The organism is Marinicrinis sediminis (assembly GCF_042685085.1).
GTDB classification, from domain to species: Bacteria; Bacillota; Bacilli; order Paenibacillales; family KCTC-33676; genus Marinicrinis; species Marinicrinis sediminis.
Genome location: NZ_JBHUMM010000002.1, coordinates 220,167 through 242,390, shown reverse-complemented (window position 1 = coordinate 242,390; position 22,224 = coordinate 220,167). Strand labels below are relative to the sequence as shown.

Sequence of the window (22,224 nt, the reverse complement as noted above, 5' to 3'; positions counted from 1 at the left end):
ATACAGTGACCGTTGTCGATATAAATGTCTATGCAGCGGAGGAAGGAATGATGTCTGTCCGGGCTATTCACTTGGTGAAAGGGAAGGTGTCACGAACCTCTGCATCATGGTGTCTTACACACGGGAGCGGTTCCCATGCCGATATTTTCTAACGGCCAGATCCATCAGGAGGCCTACACCGAACCAGGAGCCCACCGACAAGGTATAGAAAAGGTACTTGTTCATTTGCTGAATATCGACAAATAAAGGAAGAATCCATGCAGGTATGCTGGCCTGCATCAGGACAATATGGTCATGGTCATACCCAAGCCAATGATAGAGACAGATCAGTGAGGAGCCGACAGTAAGGATGATGGTAAATTTAAGGGGTCCCAACATGCGTGCACATCCTTTCATTACAATCTCTGCCAATCAGACGAAGCTGTCATCTAGTATGGACGATCCGGGTAGCGGCTATTCGAATGAGAGAGACGGTCCGAGGAAATACTGAGCCTATCAATTGCTTAGAGAGGTGGATAAGCATGAATGTAAAAAAAGCGGTATTTCAAGGAATGGTCGAAGATCAGGGGGAGAGCTATGCGCTGATCAGTGTAGAAGTGGAGCAGGGAGAGCATCCCCTTTATCAGTTGTACGTCGATCGGGCGCTGAATGGCCAGTATCGCATTCATCGCCTGTTTCGCAATGATGCCAATCCTGAGCTGGACTGGTATAACAATGATATGCACCACGCTTATGAGGATGTAACGTCACAAGTGACTCAGTCATCTCAACAGGCTGCGGGAGGCGCACATCAGGGACTGGGCATGGGTGTTGAGGATCTGGGAGTCAATCAGGGCATGCAGCGCGATGAGGTGCCTGCCAGCCATAAGGAGCAGCAATGGCTGGAACAGGTTCTCGCTTACGGAGATATTCGGGAACAACTGGATGCAAGACCTTTCAAGCCTTGAGCATTCGAGCATCTGATAGCATACTAATAGGATATCTAGAGAATTTGATAACGCATGAACTGAACAATTGGCGAACAGCGTCTGTTTGCTTACAGAATATGAAACCACTGGGACTTCCTTGCGTATAAGTAGGCAGAATGATAAACAGGGAGGAATCAGGGGATGGATGCCCAACAGGCGATTGAAAAGAACTTCAAGTGTGTTAAATGTGCAGGTCATGCATGTGTAGCCAAGGAAGTGGCCATGACTGGAACGGGTTTGAGCAAGATGTTCGACATCCAGCATAATCGGTTTTTGTTTGTGAGCTGTGAGGGATGCGGGTATGTCGAGGTGTACAACCCGAAAATTTTAAATGGAAAGTCGGGTCAGCTCGGTAACATCATGGATGTGCTGTTCGGATAACAAAAAAACCACCCTGGTCACAGGGTGGTTCATCTATGTATATAATTAGAAAAGAATGGCGTCCCAGGAGGGATTCGAACCCCCGACCGACGGCTTAGAAGGCCGTTGCTCTATCCAGCTGAGCTACTGGGACAGGCTAGTAACCTGCATCTGTTTTGTCAGACGCAAGGAGTATCTTATCACGGAAGCAGAATGAATGCAAGTTTTTTTTCGAAAGAAATGGGCGCTTTATAACGGCTGCCCACAGGCATTCTTGACTGTCAGCAATTCAATATTATAATAGGTGGCAGAGGTTTTGTCTAGCCCGGAATCCGGTCCATTTATTGGTCGCCTTCATCTAGGTCTGATTCCGGAGAGAAGGGGGTGCAGCACAGATGCACGAACAGAAAGAAAGCAATGTCGTATTGCTACCCAAAACAATCGAATACTACCAGTTTGAGCTAACGAAATATCTGGAAACCGAAAAATACAGTGAAGCTAAAGCGCTGCTGCGTTTTTTGCTTCGTTGTCAGGGTCAGGACGAACAGACCAGAGAGGAATGGTCCATGCTGGTTCTTTGGCTGGAACAGCAATTCCCGGGGAGCAGCCCGTCCTCAGCTTCCACGCCAACTGACGATCTGCAAACGGACGATGAGCGAGACGGGGATGACGACGATGACGACGGGGAACTGGAATCGGAGGCAGAGCTGCACGAGGAACTGATGAAACAAAAACAGGCAAGCAACCCGGAGAGTGTGAAGCGGCTGCTCGATCGTCTCGAACACGGATCAGACGCATCGTTTGAGAAAAAATGGCTGGCTCTGGAGCAACTTGTCCATTTGGACCACAAGGACATCAATGCGAGATTGAAGAAGCAATTGCAACAATATGAACATCCCATCCTGCAATACAAGCTGCTGCAAACGTTGAAGCTTCGCAAGGCGAGAGGGGAAGTGGCCTTTCGTCGTTACGGAGAAGAGGTGCAGGTTCGCATATCCGATGTGCCGGTAGAGCTGGCGGATTTTCCGGAGTCTCTGATCCATATATTGGAGAAGGTCAAGGAAGTCTGTGAAATTTATCATCCATCCCTCGCTTATTTTGCCGAGCAAATATGGAAAGAATATGTAACCTCGATATTCGGGACTTCTTTTTATCGCGATTTGTTGGAGGAGGCTTCAGCGAAGCGCAACGTATGGGCCTGTGCGCTGCATGTCATTGCGCTGCAATCGATGGATGAGACACAGACCGCACCGGAAGAAATCGCACCAATGTACGGGATTAAGGAAGCGGATGCCGAGGCATGGGTACGCAGCTATGAATGGATGAAGGAATGCATGCGTGCGATGTATCGGATACAACCCTGAGCTTGTACTGGAAACATCTTTTCTGTACAATAAAAAATTAAGGTCTCCTGCACAATTGACGAAAAATTGCCTTTTCAATATAATGAAGGGGTTGCAAATTCAGACCGTTCCGCATGCAGGGGTGGCGGTCTTCAATTCAGAAAGCAAAATGGAACGCGAATAAAGAGGACATACCGATCTTCAGGTAGTTTTCATATAGCAGTTTCAAATAAAGCTGGAGGGGAAGCATAAAATGAGTGCCAATTGGGAAAAATTAGAGAAGAACACAGGTGTATTAAAAGTAGAAGTGGAAGCAGAAAAAGTTGCCGGAGCGCTGGATCAGGCTTTCAACAAAGTCGTGAAAAAAGTAAACGTACCGGGATTCCGCAAAGGTAAAGTACCTCGTTCCATTTTCGAAGGCCGTTTCGGTGTGGAAAGCCTGTATCAGGATGCCATTGACATCTTGTTGCCAGAAGCTTATGTTGCAGCGATTGACGAAGCAGGCATTGAGCCGATTGATCGTCCTGAGATCGATGTAGAGCAGTTCGAAAAAGGAAAGCCGTTTATTTTCACTGCGAAAGTACAAGTGAAGCCAGAAGTGAAGCTTGGCGACTACAAAGGGTTGGAAGTACCGGAGAAAGATTTCTCTGTGAGTGAAGCAGACATCGAGGCTGAACTGAAAAACATGCAGCAGCGTCAAGCTGAGCTGGTTGTCGTTGAAGAAGGAGCCGCTGAGAACGGAGATACCGTTGTTATCGACTTTGAAGGATTTGTAGACGGCGAAGCATTTGAAGGCGGAAAAGCAGAAGGGTATTCCCTCGAACTTGGGTCCAACAGCTTCATTCCAGGATTTGAAGAGCAGCTCGTAGGCATGCAAAAAGAGGAAGATAAGGACGTAAACGTCACCTTCCCGGAAGAATATCATGCGGAAAACCTGAAAGGGAAAGAAGCTTTGTTCAAGGTCAAGCTGCATGAAATCAAGCGTAAAAACCTGCCTGAGCTGGATGATGAGTTCGCGAAGGATGTCAGCGAGTTCGAAACATTGGATGAATACAAGGCAGATATCGAAAACAAGTTGAAAGAAAAGAAAGAGCATGAGGCGGACCATTACCGTGAAGGCGTTGTCGTGGAAAAAGCGGCGGAAAACGCAGAAGTAGAAGTTCCGGACGTAATGGTGGAAACAGAAATCGGTCAAATGCTGAAAGATTTCGAAAACCGTCTTAGCCAGCAGGGCATGAACCTTGACCTGTACTATCAGTTCTCCGGCCAGTCCGAAGAGCAACTGAAAGAACAAATGAAGGAAGATGCAGCGAAGCGCGTACGCAACAACCTTGTGCTTGAAGCGATCGCGGCAGCCGAAAAGGTTGAAGTGACGGAAGAAGACATCAACAACGAATTCGAACAGCTGTCCGAAATGTACAAGCAGCCTGCTGCTGATCTTCGCAAGCTGTTGGAAGACAACGGTACCATCGAGACACTGAAAGCAGATATGCTTCTGAAGAAAACGATCCTTCTGCTCGTGGAAGAGAGCAAGAGTGTAGCGGCTGCAGCAGAGTAACAGCACGCGGGATCGTCAATCATAATACCAGTTGAATACACATAAAAATAAGGCACGAACGTCTCAGTTGCGTGCCTTATTTTTTACATCTAAGCTTTTTCCGCTTCTGCACACGCTTTGCTGCGCAAGTGGTACGAGAACACGAGGATAGCTTTGCTTTGTCCGTTCTATGCGTGGTACAATGAGATTTAAGGTTTGTTTCATTCGGTAAAGGAGTGAATTAACACAATGAATTTAGTGCCAATCGTAGTTGAACAAACGAATCGGGGCGAGCGCTCATATGATATATACTCCCGTCTGCTCAAAGACCGAATTATCTTTTTGGGGAGTGCGATTGATGATGATGTTTCCAACGCGATTACCGCACAGCTGCTGTTTTTGGCAGCCGATGATCCCGAGAAGGACATTCATCTGTATATCAATTCACCGGGCGGTTCTGTAACGGCAGGTATGGCTATTTTTGATACCATGCAGTTCATTAAGCCTGATGTATCTACGATCTGTGTGGGTCTGGCTGCCAGCATGGGTTCATTGCTGTTGACTGCGGGTGCTCCAGGGAAGCGTTTCGCTCTGCCGAATAGTGAGATTATGATCCATCAGCCTCTGGGCGGCGTACGTGGTCAGGCTGCTGACATTAAGATTCACGCAGATTGGATCATCAAAACCAAACACAAGCTCAACCAAATTTACGTAGACAGAACGGGTCAGCCTTACGAAAAAATTGAACGCGATACGGATCGTGACAATTTTATGTCGGCAGAGGAAGCCAAAGCTTACGGATTGGTTGATAAAGTATTGAATCCTTCGGACTTGAAGTAGAAGAGGTGATGGAATGTTTAAATTCAACGATGAGAAAGGGCAACTGAAATGCTCTTTTTGTGGTAAATCCCAGGACCAGGTTCGCAAGCTGGTTGCAGGTCCAGGCGTGTATATTTGTGATGAGTGCATTGAATTGTGCACAGAGATCGTCGAAGAGGAACTCGGTCAGGAAGAGGAATTTGATCTGAAGGAAATTCCAAAGCCGCAAGCGATCCGTGAAATTCTGGATCAGTATGTCATCGGTCAGGAACATGCCAAAAAATCATTGTCTGTGGCCGTATATAACCATTACAAGCGCATCAACACGAAGAACAAAGTGGATGATGTGGAATTGCAAAAAAGCAATATCGTGCTGATTGGCCCGACGGGAAGCGGTAAGACTCTCTTGGCCCAGACGATGGCCCGAATATTGAATGTCCCTTTCGCGATTGCGGATGCAACCTCGTTGACAGAAGCGGGTTATGTAGGGGAGGATGTCGAGAACATCCTGCTCAAGCTGATCCAGTCTGCTGACTACGACGTGGAGAAAGCTGAACGCGGAATTATTTATATTGATGAGATCGATAAGGTAGCACGCAAGTCCGAGAATCCATCCATCACCAGAGATGTATCCGGTGAAGGCGTACAGCAGGCGCTGCTGAAGATTCTGGAGGGTACGGTCGCTTCGGTTCCTCCGCAAGGTGGCCGCAAGCACCCGCATCAGGAATTTATTCAAATCGATACGACGAACATCATGTTCATTTGCGGTGGAGCCTTTGATGGACTCGAGCAGATCATCAAGCGCCGGATCGGCAAGAAAGTGATCGGTTTTAATTCCGATGCTTCCAAGCACGATCTCAAGCCGGGTGAATACTTGTCTATGGCTTTGCCGGAAGACCTGTTGAAGTTTGGCCTGATCCCTGAGTTCGTCGGACGTCTGCCTGTGGTGTCCACGCTGGAACCCCTGGATGAGGAAGCACTCGTCAGCATTCTGACTGAGCCAAAGAACGCCCTCGTGAAGCAGTATCAGAAGCTGCTGGAGATGGATAATGTCGAGCTTGAGTTCGAGGAAGGCGCGCTGAAGGCGATTGCAGCCGAAGCGATCAAACGTAATACAGGGGCGCGCGGACTGAGAGCTATCATTGAGAGCATTATGCTCGATGTGATGTATGATCTGCCTTCACGCAGTGACATCCAAAAATGCATCATCACGGAAAAGACCGTGAAGGAGAAAATGCCGCCAGATTTGCTGGAGGGCGATGAGAAGAAAGAAGAGGAAAGCGCATAGGCTTTCTATGTATAGAACTCGGCGGCATGGCATGTGAGTTCCGCAATCCAGACTATGTTTATGGGAGAGACAATCGATGATCCATCGGAAAGATACCGTACCTGTCAAAGTTGGGGAATTAACGATTGGCGGCAGTAATGAAGTCGTCATCCAGAGCATGTGTACGACAAAAACAGCAGATGTGGAAGCCACCGTTGCAGAGATTTTGCGACTGGAGGAAGCAGGCTGTCAGATCGTTCGGGTGACCGTCAATAATGAAGAGGCTGCAGAAGCCATTAAGGAAATCAAGAAACGGATTCACATTCCTTTGGTCGCTGATATTCACTTTGATTATCGTTTGGCTCTGATGGCCATCGAGAACGGTATTGATAAAGTGCGTATCAATCCGGGGAATATCGGACGCAAGGAAAAGGTCGAAGCCGTTGTAAAAGCGTGTAAGGAGAAAGGCATTCCGATTCGCATCGGAGTAAATGCAGGTTCTCTGGAGCGTCATTTGCTTGAAAAGTATGGATACCCGACTCCAGAGGCGATGGTGGAGAGTGCATTGTTCCATATTCAGATTCTGGAGGAACTGGATTTCCATGATATTATCGTGTCCCTGAAAGCATCGGACGTGCCGATGGCCATTCAGGCATACATGAAGGCGGCGGAAGTGATTAAATATCCGCTTCACCTCGGGATTACAGAAGCAGGGACACTGTTCTCCGGTACGGTGAAAAGTGCAGCCGGACTGGGTGCACTCTTGTCTCTCGGAATCGGCTCCACGGTGCGGGTTTCTCTCAGTGCAGATCCAGTTGAGGAGATCAAGGTAGCCAGAGAACTGCTGAAAAGCTTTCATCTGATCTCCAACGCCGCGACCCTCGTGTCCTGCCCGACATGCGGGCGCCTGGATATAGACCTGTTCGCGGTGGCCAATGAGGTCGAGGAATACTTGCAGGATGTGAAGGTTCCGATCAAGGTCTCCGTACTCGGTTGTGCCGTGAATGGGCCTGGGGAAGCCAGGGAAGCAGATATTGGCATCGCCGGTGCCCGAGGAGAAGGCATGCTGTTCAAGTACGGTGAGATGATTCGAAAAGTGCCGGAAGCGGAACTGGTTTCCGAGCTCAAGAAAGAAATTGATTATATTGTGCAGGAATATGAGCGCACAGGGGAAATACCTGGACGAAAGCATGCATTGCCATCGTCGTCTTAAGCCACATTCCCTTTCACTTGAGGCTGTTCAGGGTCGTATTCAGACTGACTGGACAGCCTCTTTTTCATAGGTCGATGCAAGCCGAATTCGACGAATCTGTTCGGTTCGAACATAACGGCTCTGCATAGATCATGCTCCTTCGCCATACATACATAGTCCTTCGCCATACATAGATAGAAAGCGTATCGTATTAAATCGTAGACGAAGAGGTGAGACATTTGGGTGAACATACGATTTATAAATCCGTGGAAGGAAAGCAGAAGTTGCAGTATGCGTATGAGCAGTATCTGGAAACCTTTTCGTTATCGTTTGAACGCAAGTGGGTGGACACACGGTTTGGGCCCACACATACCTTGATGACAGGTCCTGCGAATGGCAAGCCATTGATCATTTTGCAAGGAGGCAATTGCCTCAACCCGATGACGTTGTCCTGGTTTGAGCCATTGTGGTCGCAGTATCGCATCTATGCACCTGACACCATCGGACATCCCGGCTTCAGTGCCGAAACTCGCATTTCAGCCAAAGATGACAGTTTTGCCAAATGGATCGAAGATATCATGCACGCTTTTCAACTTCAGTCGAGTGCGTTTGTCGGCCCTTCCTATGGCGGGGGCATCATTCTCAGACTTGCGGCCTACGCCCCCGAGAAGATTGCCTGCGCGGTCCTGGTGTCACCCGCAGGCGTAAAGCTTGGTTCCAAGCTAGACATGATTCGGTACATTTTGTTGCCGCTCATTCGTTACAGGTCCACTTCATCGCCGGTCTCATTGCAGCGTATTGCCGATGTGATGTCTGCCTCCTCCATGAGCGAACAGGACAAGCAGATCATCGGGGATATTTTTCAGCATGTGAAGCTCGAACAGGATATGCCCAAGCTGACGAAGCGAAAGGAGCTTGATTCGTACAAGGCTCCGACGATGCTGCTCGCTGGAAGGGATGACATCTTTTTCCCCGGTGAGCGGCTGCTGTCTGCCGCGAGTAGAATCATCCCGAGTCTCACCATCTCCAAAAGCTATGAGAGCGGGCATTTTCCATCTTCACAGGTACGTACACAAATGAACACGGATATCAAGGAATTTCTGTCGATTCATTATTAATCCCTTGCCGCTCTTGCGGTTAAGCCTCCCATTATCCGGCAATACTATCGAGTATTGAGAAGTGGAGCCTAATGAGAAGCTATGGGAGGTTGAACAGATGAGTCTGACGATGATTTTAATGTTTATTCAGGTATTTTTTGCGGTTATCATTGGCCTGTACTTTTGGAATTTATTGCGCAATCAACAGAGCAATCGCAATGCGGTGGATCGGGAATCGAAGAAAGAAATGGAGAAACTGCGGAAGATGCGCTCTATTCAGCTTACTGTCCCGTTGTCTGAGAAGACACGACCGTCCAAAATGGAAGACATTGTAGGGCAAAAGGAAGGCCTGAAGGCATTAAAAGCGGCCCTGTGTGGTGCGAATCCCCAGCATGTGCTTATTTACGGTCCACCAGGGGTAGGCAAAACAGCGGCAGCCAGAGTGGTGCTGGAGGAAGCGAAGAAAAATCCCCGTTCCCCGTTCAAGCTGGATTCCAAATTTACGGAAATTGATGCCACAACGGCACGCTTTGACGAAAGAGGCATTGCAGATCCCCTGATCGGCTCTGTACATGATCCGATCTACCAGGGGGCAGGTGCGATGGGGGTTGCCGGCATTCCGCAACCCAAGCAGGGAGCCGTGACAAAGGCCCACGGTGGTATCTTGTTTATTGATGAGATCGGAGAACTTCATCCGGTACAGATGAATAAACTTCTTAAAGTGCTGGAGGATCGCAAGGTATTTCTGGAAAGCTCCTACTACCATGCGGAAGATCCCAACATTCCCAAGCACATTCACGATATATTCCAAAATGGCCTTCCGGCTGATTTTCGTCTGGTGGGCGCGACGACACGTCAGCCTCATGAAATTCCGCCGGCCATTCGATCCCGTTGCATGGAAATTCATTTTCGGCCACTCCTGCCGCATGAAATCTCTGATATTGCGGACAAGGCACTGCAAAGGATTGGCATGAACGCCTCAGAGCAAGCGATCGAAGTGGTGAAGCGTTATGCAACCAATGGCAGGGAAGCGGTCAATATGATTCAGCTGGCGGCCGGTGTGGCCATGACAGAAGGGACGGAAGATATTGCGGCTGATCAGGTGGAATGGGTGGTGAACAGCAGTCAAATTCAGCCTCGACATGAATTAAAGATTCCGTCAGAGCCGAAGGTTGGGTTCGTCAACGGGTTGGCTGTCTATGGTCCCAATGTGGGTGCCCTGCTCGAAATTGAAGCTATCACCATTCCGGTCGAGAAGCCTGGTACCGGCACGTTTAATATTACAGGTGTCGTCGATGAGGAAGAGCTCGGCGGTGGCGGCTCAAAAACCTTGCGACGCAAAAGCATGGCCAAAAGCTCGATCGAGAACGTATTGACGTTTCTCAAACGGATGGGTTATCAGCCGAAGCAGTTCGATGTGCATATCAATTTTCCGGGCGGTATACCGGTAGATGGACCCTCGGCAGGTATTGCAATTGCTACCGCGATCATTTCCTCCATGGAGCAGATTCCGGTCCCGCATACGCTTGCGATGACAGGAGAAGTGAGCATTCACGGAAGGGTGAAACCAGTCGGTGGTGTAGTGGCCAAGGTGGAAGCTGCGGTGCAAGCAGGGGTTGAAACGGTGCTGATTCCGAAGGACAACTGGCAGCATATGTTCAAGGATATGCAGGGCATAGATGTCATACCGGTTGAAACGATCAATGAAGTGATGGCACAAGCGCTGGGTCTTGCGCTGCAATCAGAGGATGAGACAATAGAGAGAAAGGACCCGCTCGTTCCCGGCATCTCCTTGCTGCAGGCCAACGCTCGCAAGGCGGAAGGCTAACTGAACAGCATAGGGCCGCTGAGGGGACGGAATTGGTTTTTTTCTCCCGCATTTGATAAAATAAACACACATCTAGCGATAGTCTATTGGAGGTGCAAATCAATTGGGAGCACAAAAAGAGAATCAGCGGAAACTCCCTCTACTTCCTTTGCGAGGTCTGTTGGTGTATCCCAGCATGGTGTTGCATCTTGACGTAGGTAGAGACAAATCTGTGAAGGCTCTGGAAAAGGCGATGATCGAGGACAACTTGATCCTGCTCTGCACACAGGCAGAAGTGGATATTGAAGAGCCGAATCAGGAGGATATCTTCAAGATTGGAACCATTGCAAAGGTCAGACAGATGCTGAAATTGCCAAACGGCACGATTCGGGTATTGGTTGAAGGGGTCTCAAGAGCAGAAATACAGGCATATACAGAAAACGAAGAATTTTACGAAGTCATGGCACTGGAATGGGAGGAAGCACCGGACAACCGGGTCGAGCTTCATGCGCTGATGCGAATGGTGTTGAATCATTTCGAACAGTACACCCAGTATTCCAAGAAGGTTTCTCCAGAAACCTTCGCAGCCGTTAGTGATATTGAGGAACCGGGCAGGCTGGCGGATGTGATCAGCAGCCACCTCAGTGTCAAGATCAAGGACAAACAAGAGATTCTGGAAACGGCAGACGTCATGAAGCGGCTGGAAACGCTGCTGAACATGCTCAAAAACGAGCTGGAAGTGCTGGAAATAGAGAAAAAGATCAGTCAGCGCGTAAAAAAGCAAATGGAAAAAACGCAAAAGGAATATTACTTGCGTGAGCAGATGAAAGCGATCCAGAAAGAGCTGGGCGAGAAGGAAGGACGGGCAGCTGAAGCGGATGAACTGAGGGAACAACTGAATGAAACCAAGGTTCCGGAGAAGGTCAAGGAGAAGATAGAGAAGGAAATTGACCGACTTGAGAAAATGCCCGCCGCCTCCGCTGAAGGCTCGGTCATTCGGAACTATATTGAATGGCTGCTCGCCGTTCCCTGGTACAAGCAGACCGAGGATGATCTCGATATTCAAAAAGCGGAAGACATCCTGAACGAGGATCATTACGGACTGGAGAAGCCCAAGGAGCGTGTGCTCGAATATCTGGCAGTGCAAAAGCTGGTCAAAAAACTGAAAGGCCCGATCCTGTGCTTTGTCGGACCACCTGGCGTAGGGAAAACCTCGCTTGGACGCTCCATCGCCAAATCACTGGGACGTGAGTTTGTTCGTATTTCATTAGGCGGCGTGCGCGATGAGGCTGAAATTCGCGGTCACCGCAGAACGTATGTCGGCGCGATGCCAGGCCGTATCATTCAGGGCATGAAAACAGCCGGCACGAACAACCCGGTATTTCTGCTGGATGAGATTGATAAAATGTCGATGGATTTCAGAGGAGATCCTGCCTCGGCCCTGCTGGAGGTGCTGGACCCGGAGCAAAATGCCACGTTCAGCGATCATTTTATAGAACTGCCGTTTGATCTGTCCAATGTGATGTTTATTACGACAGCCAATGCTATTCATACCATTCCTCGTCCATTGCTGGATCGGATGGAAGTGCTCTATATTTCCGGTTATACCGAGCCTGAAAAGCTGCAAATTGCCCAGAAGTATTTATTGCCGAAGCAAAAACGTGATCACGGACTGGAAGAAACGCAGCTCGATGTGCAGGAAGATACCCTGCTCAAGGTCGTTCGGGAGTATACCCGTGAAGCCGGTGTTCGCAATCTGGAGCAGCAGATGGCCTCCCTGTCACGAAAAGCCGCCAAGGCGATTGTATCGGACACGAGCCTGGAGAAAGTACAGATTACGCCGACTGATCTCCCGGAATATCTCGGACCTGAGAAATTTCGATATGGAATGGCAGAGGAAGAGGATCAGATTGGCAGTGTAACAGGACTTGCCTGGACGGAAGTAGGCGGAGATACCCTGACGATTGAAGCAGCGCTGCTGCCGGGCAAAGGGAAATTGACCCTTACCGGCAAGCTCGGCGATGTCATGAAGGAATCCGCGCAGGCCGCCTTAAGCTACGCTCGCTCGAGAGCAAGCCAGTTCCAAATTGATGAAAGCTTGTTTGAGACGAAAGATATTCATATTCATATTCCGGAAGGCGCCATTCCAAAGGACGGACCTTCTGCAGGAATAACGATGGCGACTGCCATGATCTCGCTGCTCAGCCAGGTACAAGTTTCCCGTAAAGTCGCCATGACCGGGGAAATTACGCTGCGCGGCAGAGTGCTTCCCATCGGCGGGTTGAAGGAGAAGTCGCTTGCAGCCCATCGGGCGGGGATTACAACGGTCTTGTTGCCCAAAGACAATGAGAAGGACCTGAAGGACATTCCGGAAAGTGTAAAGGGTGAGATGACCTTTATTCCGGTTGCCCATATGGATGAAGTGCTGAAGCATGCTTTTGTATCTGCCTCGCATCCTTCTCCCGAAGGAGAGACAGCAACATGAAAATTCATCAGAGCGAATTTATCATTTCGGCGGTAGGACCTGACCAGTATCCGGATGATGCCTTGCCAGAGTTTGCGCTGGCAGGGCGCTCTAACGTAGGCAAGTCCTCGCTGATTAATAAACTGATCCAGCGTAAAAATCTGGCGAGGACAAGCTCTCAGCCTGGAAAAACACAGCAACTTAATTATTACAGAATCAATGACGAAATTTACTTTGTTGATTTTCCGGGATACGGTTATGCGAAAGTGTCTAAGAGCGAACGGCAAAAGTGGGGGAAAATGATCGAGGCCTACTTGTTGAACCGGGAGCCGCTGAAAGCGGTATTACTCGTTCTCGACATCCGGCATGCGCCATCCAAAGATGATCAGTTAATGTACGACTGGATGCTCCATTTCAATATCCCGTGCATCATTGTAGCCACAAAAGCAGACAAAATCTCCAAAAACAAATGGGGCGCACATGTCCGGCAGATTGAACAAACGATTGGACGTAGAAAACAAGACCCGCTCGTATTGTTTTCCTCTGAATCCGGTATGGGTCGGGATGAACTTTGGGACGTTATCCAATCCTTTTATAAACAAGCAGAATGAATGACCGCAGCTGGGATGACAGCTGCGGTTTTTTTGTCGAGTGTTCCGTGATCCGGCCCTGAAAATGGATAGCGTCTATGCGAATAACCCGACAGGTTCTAATGCCAAACTGATGAACATAAAGGTATGACAGGCTGTCTTTCCTTGTAAACAAGAAAACTATTGACAAACATTATACAAAGTATATACAATAAGACTAGAAATCAGATTCATGCACCAGGTTGCGCAAGGGAGCCTGAGAGGCATGGAGAAGCCATCAATTCAATTGGAGGAATTAAACATGCAGTTTTTAGCCCGTTTTAGTTTAAAAAACCCGGCAGCCATCCTCATATTAAGTATCCTGCTGCTTGGAGTAGGTGTGTTTTCATTTCAGACACTGAAAACAGACCTGCTTCCTGACATCGAAGCCCCACAACTGTCGGTCACCGTTATTTACCCGGGGGCATCACCAGGTGACGTGGACAACAAAGTAACGACTGTGCTGGAGAAAGAGTTCAAGGGCCTGGAGGATCTGGATTCCATGACCAGTCAATCCATGGAGAGTGTCTCCCGTATTCAGCTCACCTATCCGTTCGGACATGACATGGAGCAAGCCTCCCAGCAGGTGAATGAAATCTTCTCCAAGGTTTCCCTGCCTGAAGACATTACCACCAGTGTGGATCGCTTCTCGTTTGGTGCGATTCCGGTCGTAAGCATGGCTTTGTTCCCTGTAGGAGAAGGCCCAGTAGATGAGTGGGTGCAGAATGAATTGAAGCCGGAGCTTCAAAAGATTGAAGGGGTAAACAGTGTCGGGATTTCCGCCGTTCCCCAGCAATTCCTCCGTCTTGAGGTGAACAAGCAGCAGGCGCTTCAGAATGGCGTCGGATTGAATGCCATCAAGGAAGCTATTCAATCTTCCTACTTCTCCTTCCCAGCGGGGACCGTGGACACGGAATCGATCGTCATCCCCGTCAAAGTGAGTGAGAAGCTGTCAACCCTCGAGCAGATCGAGGCTATTCGCTTCACTTCCCCGGTGACGGGCGGGACAGTTCAGTTAGGCGATCTGGCTACCTTTGAGGAAGTCAACGAGAAGTCCGAATACTTCCGATACAATATGAAGGACAGTGTCTCCCTGCTGATCAACAAGAAGCAGAATGCGAACACCGTGGAAGTCGTGGAGCGCGTATTTGAGGCGCTGGATACGTATACAGACAAGATCGAATATGTGACGACCTTTGACCAGGCAGAAGGCATTCAGCTGTCCATCAGCGAGCTGGTTGAGAAAGGCTTGTTTGGGGCCCTGTTTGCTTCACTGGCGGTTCTGCTGTTCCTGCGTAACATTCGTGCAACCCTGATTGCCATCATCTCGATCCCGCTTTCCCTGCTCATTGCCGCGATTTTCCTCAAATGGCTCGGCTACACGCTGAACATTATGAGTCTGGCTGGCATGGCCGTGGCGGTCGGCCGGGTCGTGGATGACAGTATTATCGTCATTGAGAATGTGTATCGCAAAATTCGTTTGCAGCCAAACGGAAATCGTTCCGAACTGACCTATGCCGGTACGAAACAGATGATCAGCCCGATCCTGTCTTCTACATTGACTTCTATCGTGGTCTTTATGCCACTGGGGCTGGTGGGGGGCATTACCGGAGCGTTCTTTCTTCCGTTTGCCCTGACGGTCGTCATCGCACTTCTCGCTTCTCTCGTGGTCGCGGTAACGGTCATTCCGGTGCTGTCGAGATTTTCCTTCAAGCGGGTCAAGGATACGCCTGAGAAGGAAGGCAGATACGTTAGAGGCTATGAGAAAACCCTTCGCTGGTCGCTGAATCACAAATGGATTTCAATCGGGATAGCGATTGTTCTTCTCGTGGTCGCGCTCATTCCAGTTCCATCTCTTGGATTTGTCTTCCTGCCCAATGAGAAGCAGAAGCTCATCTCTGCCGAAGTGAACCTGCCTGCCTCTACACCACTTGAGGCAAGCAATGAGCTGTCCATCAAGCTGGAAGAGCGACTGATGGAGCAGGAAGAGAGCTATCCGAAAGTTTTCGCTGCTATCGGTACGTATGATTATATGACCTCATCGGCCAAAGCAAATCGACTGCAATTTTTTGTGGAGCTTGCTGAGGATGTCGATATCGATCAGGCGATTCCGGAGATTGAAGGGGAGTTTGCAGAGATTGCGGAGCGTATACAGCCTGAAGCTGTCATCAGTGTGATGGAGATGAACACATCGGGACCACCGTCAAACAATACCATCGACATCGACCTGTTTGCCAGCGATTCGAATCGTTTGACTGAAGCGGCGTCTCAGGTTGAACAATATCTGACTGAGCGATCCGATCTGAAGTATGTGACCAACAACATGCAGGAAAAACAAGCCCAGTGGACCGTGGAGCTGGATGCGTCGAAAGTCAGGGAAACAGGTGTTTCGCCGTTCCAGGTGCTCGGGCTGATCAGTGAGCAAACCCAGCCAATTCAAGTTGGGCCCTATGAATTGAATGGAGAGAATCGCGAAATCGAGATTACGTATGACCGTGAGCTCTCCAGTCAGGAAGAGCTGGAGAACCTGCAACTGTTCACTCAGCAGGGGCCAATTGCCCTGAAGGAAATTGCTGAGGTGAAGCAGGAAGACGTCGTCACACAAATACAGAAGCTCGATGAGCGGGTGTTTGCCCGCATTTCCGCCCAGATCATTGGCAACGATACGTTTGGGGTATCTGCGGAAGTGAAGGAAGCCGTTCAGGAGCTGGACCTGCCGGAAGGGGTCAGTTTTGAAGCAGGCGGCGGCTCAGATGAAACTGCCCAGACCTTGCAGGATTTGTTGGTCGCCATTGTCATTGCGATCGGTCTGGTGTATCTGACAATGCTTATTTTCTTCGGTAAAGCCAGATTGCCATTTGTCATCCTCACTTCATTGCTGTTTGTACCGATTGGCGCTGTCGTTGGTTTGGTGCTGGCCAATGAGCCGCTTTCCATGAGTGCCATGATCGGCTTCCTGATGCTCGTGGGGATCGTTGTAACCAATGCGATCGTACTCGTGGATCGGGTGAACCAGAACAGAGAGGAAGGCAAGCCGATCCGTGAAGCACTGGTTGAGGCAGGCAAGACTCGGATTCGACCGATTCTGATGACGGCCTTTGCTACGGTCGCTGCACTGCTGCCACTTGCCTTCTCTACGCCGGAAGGGGGATTGATTTCCAAAGGGCTGGCGGTCGTCGTCATCGGCGGCTTGACCACCTCTACATTGCTCACCCTTCTGTTTGTACCAGTCATGTATGAGATTGCGTTTTACCGTTCAATTCGCAAGGAAAGAGCGGCTCAGAAATAAGGCAGTCTGCCAAGAAATCATCATACGGAACGATACAATGGATTCATGCCATGGATTCATCTAACTGAATCAAACCCTGTATCATTTAGAGAGACCCTGCCCTGCACGTACAATTCGTGTTCGGGGCAGGGTCTCTGTATTTGAATTTAAACGAATGGCAGAGCATTTCAACGGTTTTATTCGGTTAATAATGCGGCATTGCATGATTTCTTCAATTTTGTGTAAATTCGCAATGTGGAGCAGTAGGAATATTCCAATCACCTGTAGTATAATGTTTATTGAAGAGAAGTCTTTGAAAACAAAGCGCCTTTTCCAAAAAACAGAATCGAGGGATTTTTATGGCTAGGCGGTTAGAGACAGTTTATGTCAAGACCTGCTTAAAACTAACGGAAGCCGAATTGCTGGAGTTTGTGGATTTGTTTGCGGGTCTGAACCAACAGATTGCGCTGCAAACGAAAGTGTACGAAAACGGAGATCAGGAGGTTGGGATCCACGATTTCGATTCTAGTGAACATGTTACATTGTCTTTTGAACGCAAGGAATCTTATTACGAGTTGAACGGATCATGCCGATTCACCAATTTGAAACTGGCAAACACGATGCGTAAAGCTCTCAGCAAGTATAAAGGGGACGCATTGGTACATCGTATTTATCCTGCTTATGTGATGGCTTATGAATACAAGCATGGCTGTGTCGTACAGATTGTGGAGCATAAAGCGGGAGAAGAACGGCTCGTTTATGCCTACAAGCATACCGCTGCCTTGCTGGAGGAACAATATATGCAGCTCCAGGCAGAAGCGGAAATTGAGCTTTTGCGCACGGAAGTAGACCGTCTGCTGGATCTGCGCAATCAGCAGATGCATGCGCAGGCGCGAGTTGAACTGGATCAGCAACTGTACACCCTTGCACAGCAACTGTTTGCGCTCGAAGCTTGAATTTTGAATCCAAGACCTTTTCCTTTTCAGGAAAAGGTTTTTTTAATTTTTTTGTAAAAAGTCTTGCAATTATCGCCGATAGATGTTATTTTATTCTTCGTTGACGTTATTTGAATAGGAACCAGGATTCACTCAGGAATCTCAGGACATTATATGTTGCGAGAGTATATTCCCTCGAGAAGTGAATGACGTAGGTCCTAGTGGATGAAATCCAGTTTATTTTATTCCTAGGAAGGGGGAAACCGAAAGATGGAATACTCAACTTTCGGAAGACACGTTGCTGTTGATACTTGGGGAGTTCAATTTGAGAAATTGAACGACGCAGAATGGTTGGAAGCTCAAATGGTAGAGGCGGCAGAAGCATCTGGTGCTACAGTTTTATCTGTACAAGGAAAACAATTCGAGCCGCAAGGGGCAACGGTACTCGTTTTACTCTCAGAAAGTCATCTCTCGATTCATACGTATCCTGAGAAAGGATTTGCAGCCATTGATTGCTACACTTGTGGTGAAACGGTCGATCCGCAAATTGCGATCGATTCTCTGATTGCTGTGCTGCAGCCTGACCGAGTATATGCGAAAAAACTAGTACGTGGACTTGGCGAACTGACGGTTGAAGAACCGGTTTGTAAGCTAGTGCAAACTGTAAAATAATGATAGCCAATGTTGGGTAACCATGGATGCTTGCATCCATGGTTATTTATTTTCTGCCCTCCCCATACAATGAGAATGGAACGTACAAGTTCATGGTCCGGGGAGGGAATGGTCTTGACTCGATTTAAAAAAATGTTGGCAGGCACGGTGATCGCAGTGCTGATCCTCGTTCCGGTGTATCAGCTTCGCCATATGCTAAGTGCGGGTGATGATGGAGAGGACGCCATGCAAATGCTGTACGAGGTTTCCTTGTTTCAAATTGAAATGCTCGGTCATCATCTCGATGATACCGCACGACTGCGAAGCACGGAAGAGCTGGACATGCTGAAACAGACCGCCTATGCGGCTCACTATGTCCATGAACGGCTCGTTCGTTCGACAGCCGGCGGCAAGCTATCCTCACTTGCATCACTTCAGGAGCTTATGGCGTTCATTCTCCGCCTGCAAATCGCAGGAGCCAGAGAACTGTCTGCTACCGAACAGGAGGGTCTGCAACAGCTCGCAGATGCCTATGATCCTCTGTTTGCATCCTATCGGAAGATGATGGCTTCAGATGGTCATCTCTATGCCTCAGAAGTCGAAGCGATGCAGCAGGCAGATGCGGATCTGAGCAATCGGCTGAAACAGCTTCAGCAGTATGGCGCGGAATCCTGACGGAATGCGGCAAGGGAAAGTATGTCAATTTAGGTAAAAACACATACTATGTGAAGAAAGGGAGAGCCTTTGGTCGTCACGAAAGGTTCTAACTTTCTTCATATTTTCTGTCTAGAAGCTAGTCGAGTTATGCTATAATGAGAATTGTTATTTCAACAGAAAGGTGGGAATCACATGCACATTTTAGCTGTAGGGTTGAACTATCGGACTGCTCCTGTGGAGATTCGTGAGAAGTTTTCACTGCCTGAGCAGCGTTTGACCGAAGCACTGGGCATACTCAAGCAAACCAAGAGCATCTTGGAATGTGTCATCGTGTCCACCTGTAATCGAACGGAAATCTATGCGGTAGTGGATCGCATGCAAGTGTGCGGATATCATATCAGAACGTTTATGGAAAACTGGTTCGGTATCCCGCGTGAGCAGTTCACACAGCATCTGTATATATATGAAGACCATGATGCGATCGAGCACCTATTCAAGGTCACCTCGGGTCTGGACTCCATGGTCATTGGCGAAACACAGATTCTCGGTCAGGTGCGGGATGCTTTCTTGACTGCCCAGCAGCAAAAGGCAACGGGTACGCTGTTCAATATGCTCTTCAAGCAAGGGATCACACTAGCCAAGCGGGCTCATTCTGAAACGTCTATCGGGGAAAATGCCGTCAGTGTTAGCTATGCAGCTGTGGAACTGGCCAAACGCATCTTCGGACACTTTCAGAACAAGCATGTGCTGATTGTGGGCGCAGGCAAAATGAGTGAGCTGACTGTCAAGTACATGGTGGAAAATGGGGCCAATCAGGTCACGGTCGTCAATCGTACAGTCGAACGCGCTGAAGAGCTGGCCAGCCGATTCCAGGGCAAGGCAACCGGGATGGATCGATTGCAGGAGACGCTCGCAGATGCAGACATTGTCATCAGTTCTACCGGTTCGAAGCAGGCGGTACTCACCCGTGATGAGGTAGAGCAGGCCATGAGAAACCGCAAGGCTCGACCGATCTTCTTCATCGATATTGCAGTACCCCGCGATATTGATCCGGATGTTCATCATGTGGAGAATGTTTTCCTTTACGATATTGATGATCTCGAAGGAATTGTGGAGAGTAATCTGGAGCAGAGAAAGCAGGAAGCTGCTAAAATATATGATATGATTCATACGGAAATTCTGGCTTTTGAACAGTGGTACAAGACGCTCGGCGTGACGCCTGTAATTCGCGCACTGCAGGAAAAAGCCGCTCGTATACATCAGGAGACAATGGAGAGCATGTTCAACAAGCTCCCTGACCTGGATGAGCGCGAGAAGAAAGTCATTCGCAAGCTGACGAAGAGCATCGTCAATCAGATGATGCATGATCCGATCTTGAACCTGAAGGAAATGGCGACAGACAAGAACAGCCACGAGAGCATTGAACTGTTTACCAAGTTTTTTGCGCTCGAGGACGTGCTCGAATCCCGTGAAGAGAAGTTGGCGCTCGCGAACCGCCAGTTTGCAGAGAAGAAGCAAAGGGCAACGGAGATTGACAAGCCAGTCGACGAGCCGCAGGGCGAGCCAAAGGGCGAGCCAAAGGATGAGAGAACCCTGTTCACCTTTCCCCAAACGAATCCGGTTTTAGCCCGAACATAGGAAGCGGGTTGAGATAAGCGATGGTTTTTGAACAAACCTTTTATAATTTCATGGTCTATATGTATGCCCTGAGCCTCTTGTTTTTTTCAGCGGACCTTTTCGGAAGAAAAAATCCGCTTGCCAAGCAAGTAGGCACAGGGTTGCTTACTTTTGTCTGGGTACTCCAGAGCCTTTTTTTTATCTTCAGGGTTTCCGCGACCACCTATATACCGGTGTACAGCATGTTTGAAACCTTGTTTTTTCTGGCCTGGATTCTGGGAACGTTGTCATTGATCTTGCTCCTAGTCTTTCGGATGGACTGGATCTTCTTTTTTGTAAGTGTGTCGGCGTTCTGCTTCTTGTTGTCGTCCCTGTTTTTCAATCCGGCAGCTGCGATCGAATCGACGGCCGAATGGCATCAGGAAGAGCCGTTTATTTTTATTCATATTTTGTTTGCCCTTTCCGGCTATTCCATCTTTGCACTCGGCGCTATTTTCTCGGGCACCTATCTGTTTCTGCATCGGAAATTGAAGCAAAAAAAATGGTCTGCCCTGCTGAACAAGCTGCCGAGTCTGGATCGTATTGATGCCTATGCGTTTCGCAGTGTGGTGGCGGGCGCAGGTCTGCTGGTCCTCTCGCTGCTGTTCGCCTTGATCTGGATTATCATTATCGGAGATTTGTCGATGCTGATGGATGTGAAGGTGGGCAGCACCATTGGACTGCTGATCATGTATGTCGTCTATGTATTGCTCCATTATCGGCGGGGCACGTCCGGCAAACGGAGAGCATGGCTGAACGTATGCTGCAGCGGGGTGTTGCTCTTGAACCTGTTTGTGGTGAATTATGTTTCTTCCCTACACTAACATACGAGTATGGATGTGATGGATGTGCGAGAACAAGCAGCAGGCTTTCCGGTCTTTTTGGACTTGTCTGGCAAAAGGTGTACAATAGTCGGAGCAGGGAAAGTGGCTGCGCGTAGAGCGCAGGAATTGCTTTTCTATGGTGCGGAACTTGTTGTCATTGCGCCTGTTTGCGATCCCGCATTTCACCAGTGGGCGACGGAAGGCCGATTGTGGCTGGAAGAAAGGCCGTACCGCAAAGGGGATATCGAGGGTTCTTCCCTCGTGGTCATCGCCACGGACCAGGCGGAGTTGAATCGGGAGGTTGCGGAGGATGCCAGAGCATCAGGGATCTGGGTGAATGCGGCCCATCAGGCCGCTGAAGGAGATGTCCGATTTCCCGCTGTTGTCCAGCGTGGACTGCTGCAGCTCGCCGTCACCACCAATGGGGCAAGTCCGAAGCTGACCCAACTCATTTCGAAACGGCTGTCCGAGCAGTATGGCGCATGCTATGAACCATATGTGGCGTGGCTGCATGCATTTCGAGAGCGTGTGAAACATCAGGTGCAGGATGCGGCAAGCAAAAAAGAACTGCTTGCCCGTGTCGTTACGGAGGATATTCTAACGCGTGTGGAGAATGGGGAATGGCCGAAGGTCAGGCAAGAGCTGGAAGCAGAGCTTTCCCGCACGGTTTCGCTTGATAGGGATACAATGGAAATAGGCAGAGAAGAAAAAGGCAGAGTAGAAAGAGACAGAGAAGGAAGAGGAGGTTGA

At 49.1% G+C, this 22,224-nt stretch carries 20 protein-coding genes and 1 tRNA gene; 18 read left to right on the top strand and 3 right to left on the bottom strand.

All coding sequences use genetic code 11. The features are described from left to right. Window positions 1–114: 114 nt before the first annotated feature. Window positions 115–378 (bottom strand): hypothetical protein, encoded by a 264-nt coding sequence (locus ACFSUC_RS02760; RefSeq protein ID WP_379927916.1) that lies wholly within the window; start codon window positions 376–378, stop codon window positions 115–117. 143 nt (window positions 379–521) lie between these two features. Between ACFSUC_RS02760 and ACFSUC_RS02755 the strand changes: the two genes are divergently transcribed. Continuing rightward, entirely contained in the window at window positions 522–947 is a 426-nt protein-coding gene (locus ACFSUC_RS02755; protein WP_379927915.1) for a hypothetical protein, read from the top strand. A gap of 162 nt (window positions 948–1,109) precedes the next feature. Beyond that, a complete protein-coding gene (locus tag ACFSUC_RS02750; protein ID WP_379927914.1) occupies window positions 1,110–1,349 on the top strand; it encodes a zinc ribbon domain-containing protein in 240 nt (79 codons plus the stop codon). A 56-nt stretch (window positions 1,350–1,405) separates the two neighbouring features. On the opposite strand, the gene ACFSUC_RS02745 is transcribed toward ACFSUC_RS02750, so the two are convergent. Next, window positions 1,406–1,482: transfer RNA gene (locus ACFSUC_RS02745), tRNA-Arg, on the bottom strand. Between the two features lie 241 nt (window positions 1,483–1,723). On the opposite strand from ACFSUC_RS02745, the gene ACFSUC_RS02740 reads away from it, so the two are divergent. The 5 genes from ACFSUC_RS02740 to ispG all read left to right on the top strand — a co-directional run bounded on the left by ACFSUC_RS02740 (window position 1,724) and on the right by ispG (window position 7,507). After that, window positions 1,724–2,692, top strand: a complete 969-nt coding sequence (locus ACFSUC_RS02740; protein WP_379927913.1) for a hypothetical protein — start codon at window positions 1,724–1,726, stop codon at window positions 2,690–2,692. Window positions 2,693–2,924: 232 nt separating this feature from the next. Further along, entirely contained in the window at window positions 2,925–4,229 is a 1,305-nt protein-coding gene (gene tig, locus ACFSUC_RS02735) for a trigger factor (protein WP_379927912.1), read from the top strand. 228 nt (window positions 4,230–4,457) lie between these two features. Beyond that, the gene (clpP, locus tag ACFSUC_RS02730) at window positions 4,458–5,048 is read left to right on the top strand and encodes an ATP-dependent Clp endopeptidase proteolytic subunit ClpP (RefSeq protein ID WP_379927911.1); all 591 of its coding nucleotides are present in this window, start codon (window positions 4,458–4,460) and stop codon (window positions 5,046–5,048) included. Between the two features lie 13 nt (window positions 5,049–5,061). Further along, a complete protein-coding gene (gene clpX, locus ACFSUC_RS02725) occupies window positions 5,062–6,315 on the top strand; it encodes an ATP-dependent protease ATP-binding subunit ClpX (RefSeq protein ID WP_379927910.1) in 1,254 nt (417 codons plus the stop codon). A gap of 76 nt (window positions 6,316–6,391) precedes the next feature. After that, a complete protein-coding gene (ispG, locus tag ACFSUC_RS02720) occupies window positions 6,392–7,507 on the top strand; it encodes a flavodoxin-dependent (E)-4-hydroxy-3-methylbut-2-enyl-diphosphate synthase (protein ID WP_379927909.1) in 1,116 nt (371 codons plus the stop codon). On the opposite strand, the gene ACFSUC_RS02715 is transcribed toward ispG, so the two are convergent. After that, the gene (locus ACFSUC_RS02715) at window positions 7,504–7,653 is read right to left on the bottom strand and encodes a hypothetical protein (RefSeq protein WP_379927908.1); all 150 of its coding nucleotides are present in this window, start codon (window positions 7,651–7,653) and stop codon (window positions 7,504–7,506) included. The genes ispG and ACFSUC_RS02715 overlap by 4 nt on opposite strands. Window positions 7,654–7,716: 63 nt before the next feature. Here ACFSUC_RS02715 and ACFSUC_RS02710 point away from each other — a divergent pair, with 63 nt between their 5' ends. The 11 genes from ACFSUC_RS02710 (at window position 7,717) to ACFSUC_RS02660 (ending at window position 22,224) form a co-directional block, all read left to right on the top strand. Further along, entirely contained in the window at window positions 7,717–8,604 is an 888-nt protein-coding gene (locus ACFSUC_RS02710) for an alpha/beta fold hydrolase (protein WP_379927907.1), read from the top strand. A gap of 97 nt (window positions 8,605–8,701) precedes the next feature. Continuing rightward, complete coding sequence (lonB, locus tag ACFSUC_RS02705; protein WP_379927906.1) at window positions 8,702–10,411, top strand: ATP-dependent protease LonB; 1,710 nt, start codon at window positions 8,702–8,704, stop codon at window positions 10,409–10,411. A gap of 103 nt (window positions 10,412–10,514) precedes the next feature. After that, window positions 10,515–12,875, top strand: a complete 2,361-nt coding sequence (lon, locus tag ACFSUC_RS02700) for an endopeptidase La (protein WP_379927905.1) — start codon at window positions 10,515–10,517, stop codon at window positions 12,873–12,875. Next, window positions 12,872–13,465: a ribosome biogenesis GTP-binding protein YihA/YsxC gene (yihA, locus tag ACFSUC_RS02695; RefSeq protein WP_379927904.1), complete on the top strand. Its 594-nt coding sequence runs from the start codon at window positions 12,872–12,874 to the stop codon at window positions 13,463–13,465. Before lon ends, yihA begins: the two co-directional genes overlap by 4 nt. A 244-nt stretch (window positions 13,466–13,709) precedes the next feature. Further along, window positions 13,710–16,772 carry an efflux RND transporter permease subunit gene (locus ACFSUC_RS02690; protein ID WP_449288685.1) on the top strand — a complete coding sequence of 1,021 codons (3,063 nt, stop codon included), beginning with the start codon at window positions 13,710–13,712 and terminating at the stop codon, window positions 16,770–16,772. A 338-nt stretch (window positions 16,773–17,110) separates the two neighbouring features. Beyond that, window positions 17,111–17,707 (top strand): non-ribosomal peptide synthetase module, encoded by a 597-nt coding sequence (locus tag ACFSUC_RS02685; RefSeq protein WP_379927903.1) that lies wholly within the window; start codon window positions 17,111–17,113, stop codon window positions 17,705–17,707. A 249-nt stretch (window positions 17,708–17,956) separates the two neighbouring features. Next, window positions 17,957–18,358 (top strand): adenosylmethionine decarboxylase, encoded by a 402-nt coding sequence (speD, locus tag ACFSUC_RS02680; RefSeq protein WP_379927902.1) that lies wholly within the window; start codon window positions 17,957–17,959, stop codon window positions 18,356–18,358. Window positions 18,359–18,472: 114 nt separating this feature from the next. Further along, the gene (locus ACFSUC_RS02675) at window positions 18,473–19,012 is read left to right on the top strand and encodes a hypothetical protein (RefSeq protein WP_379927901.1); all 540 of its coding nucleotides are present in this window, start codon (window positions 18,473–18,475) and stop codon (window positions 19,010–19,012) included. A gap of 174 nt (window positions 19,013–19,186) precedes the next feature. Further along, on the top strand, window positions 19,187–20,632 hold the full coding sequence (gene hemA, locus ACFSUC_RS02670; protein WP_379927900.1) for a glutamyl-tRNA reductase: 1,446 nt from the start codon (window positions 19,187–19,189) through the stop codon (window positions 20,630–20,632). A gap of 20 nt (window positions 20,633–20,652) precedes the next feature. After that, on the top strand, window positions 20,653–21,474 hold the full coding sequence (gene ccsA, locus ACFSUC_RS02665; protein ID WP_379927899.1) for a cytochrome c biogenesis protein CcsA: 822 nt from the start codon (window positions 20,653–20,655) through the stop codon (window positions 21,472–21,474). Between the two features lie 24 nt (window positions 21,475–21,498). Then, window positions 21,499–22,224 (top strand): precorrin-2 dehydrogenase/sirohydrochlorin ferrochelatase family protein, encoded by a 726-nt coding sequence (locus ACFSUC_RS02660; RefSeq protein ID WP_379927898.1) that lies wholly within the window; start codon window positions 21,499–21,501, stop codon window positions 22,222–22,224.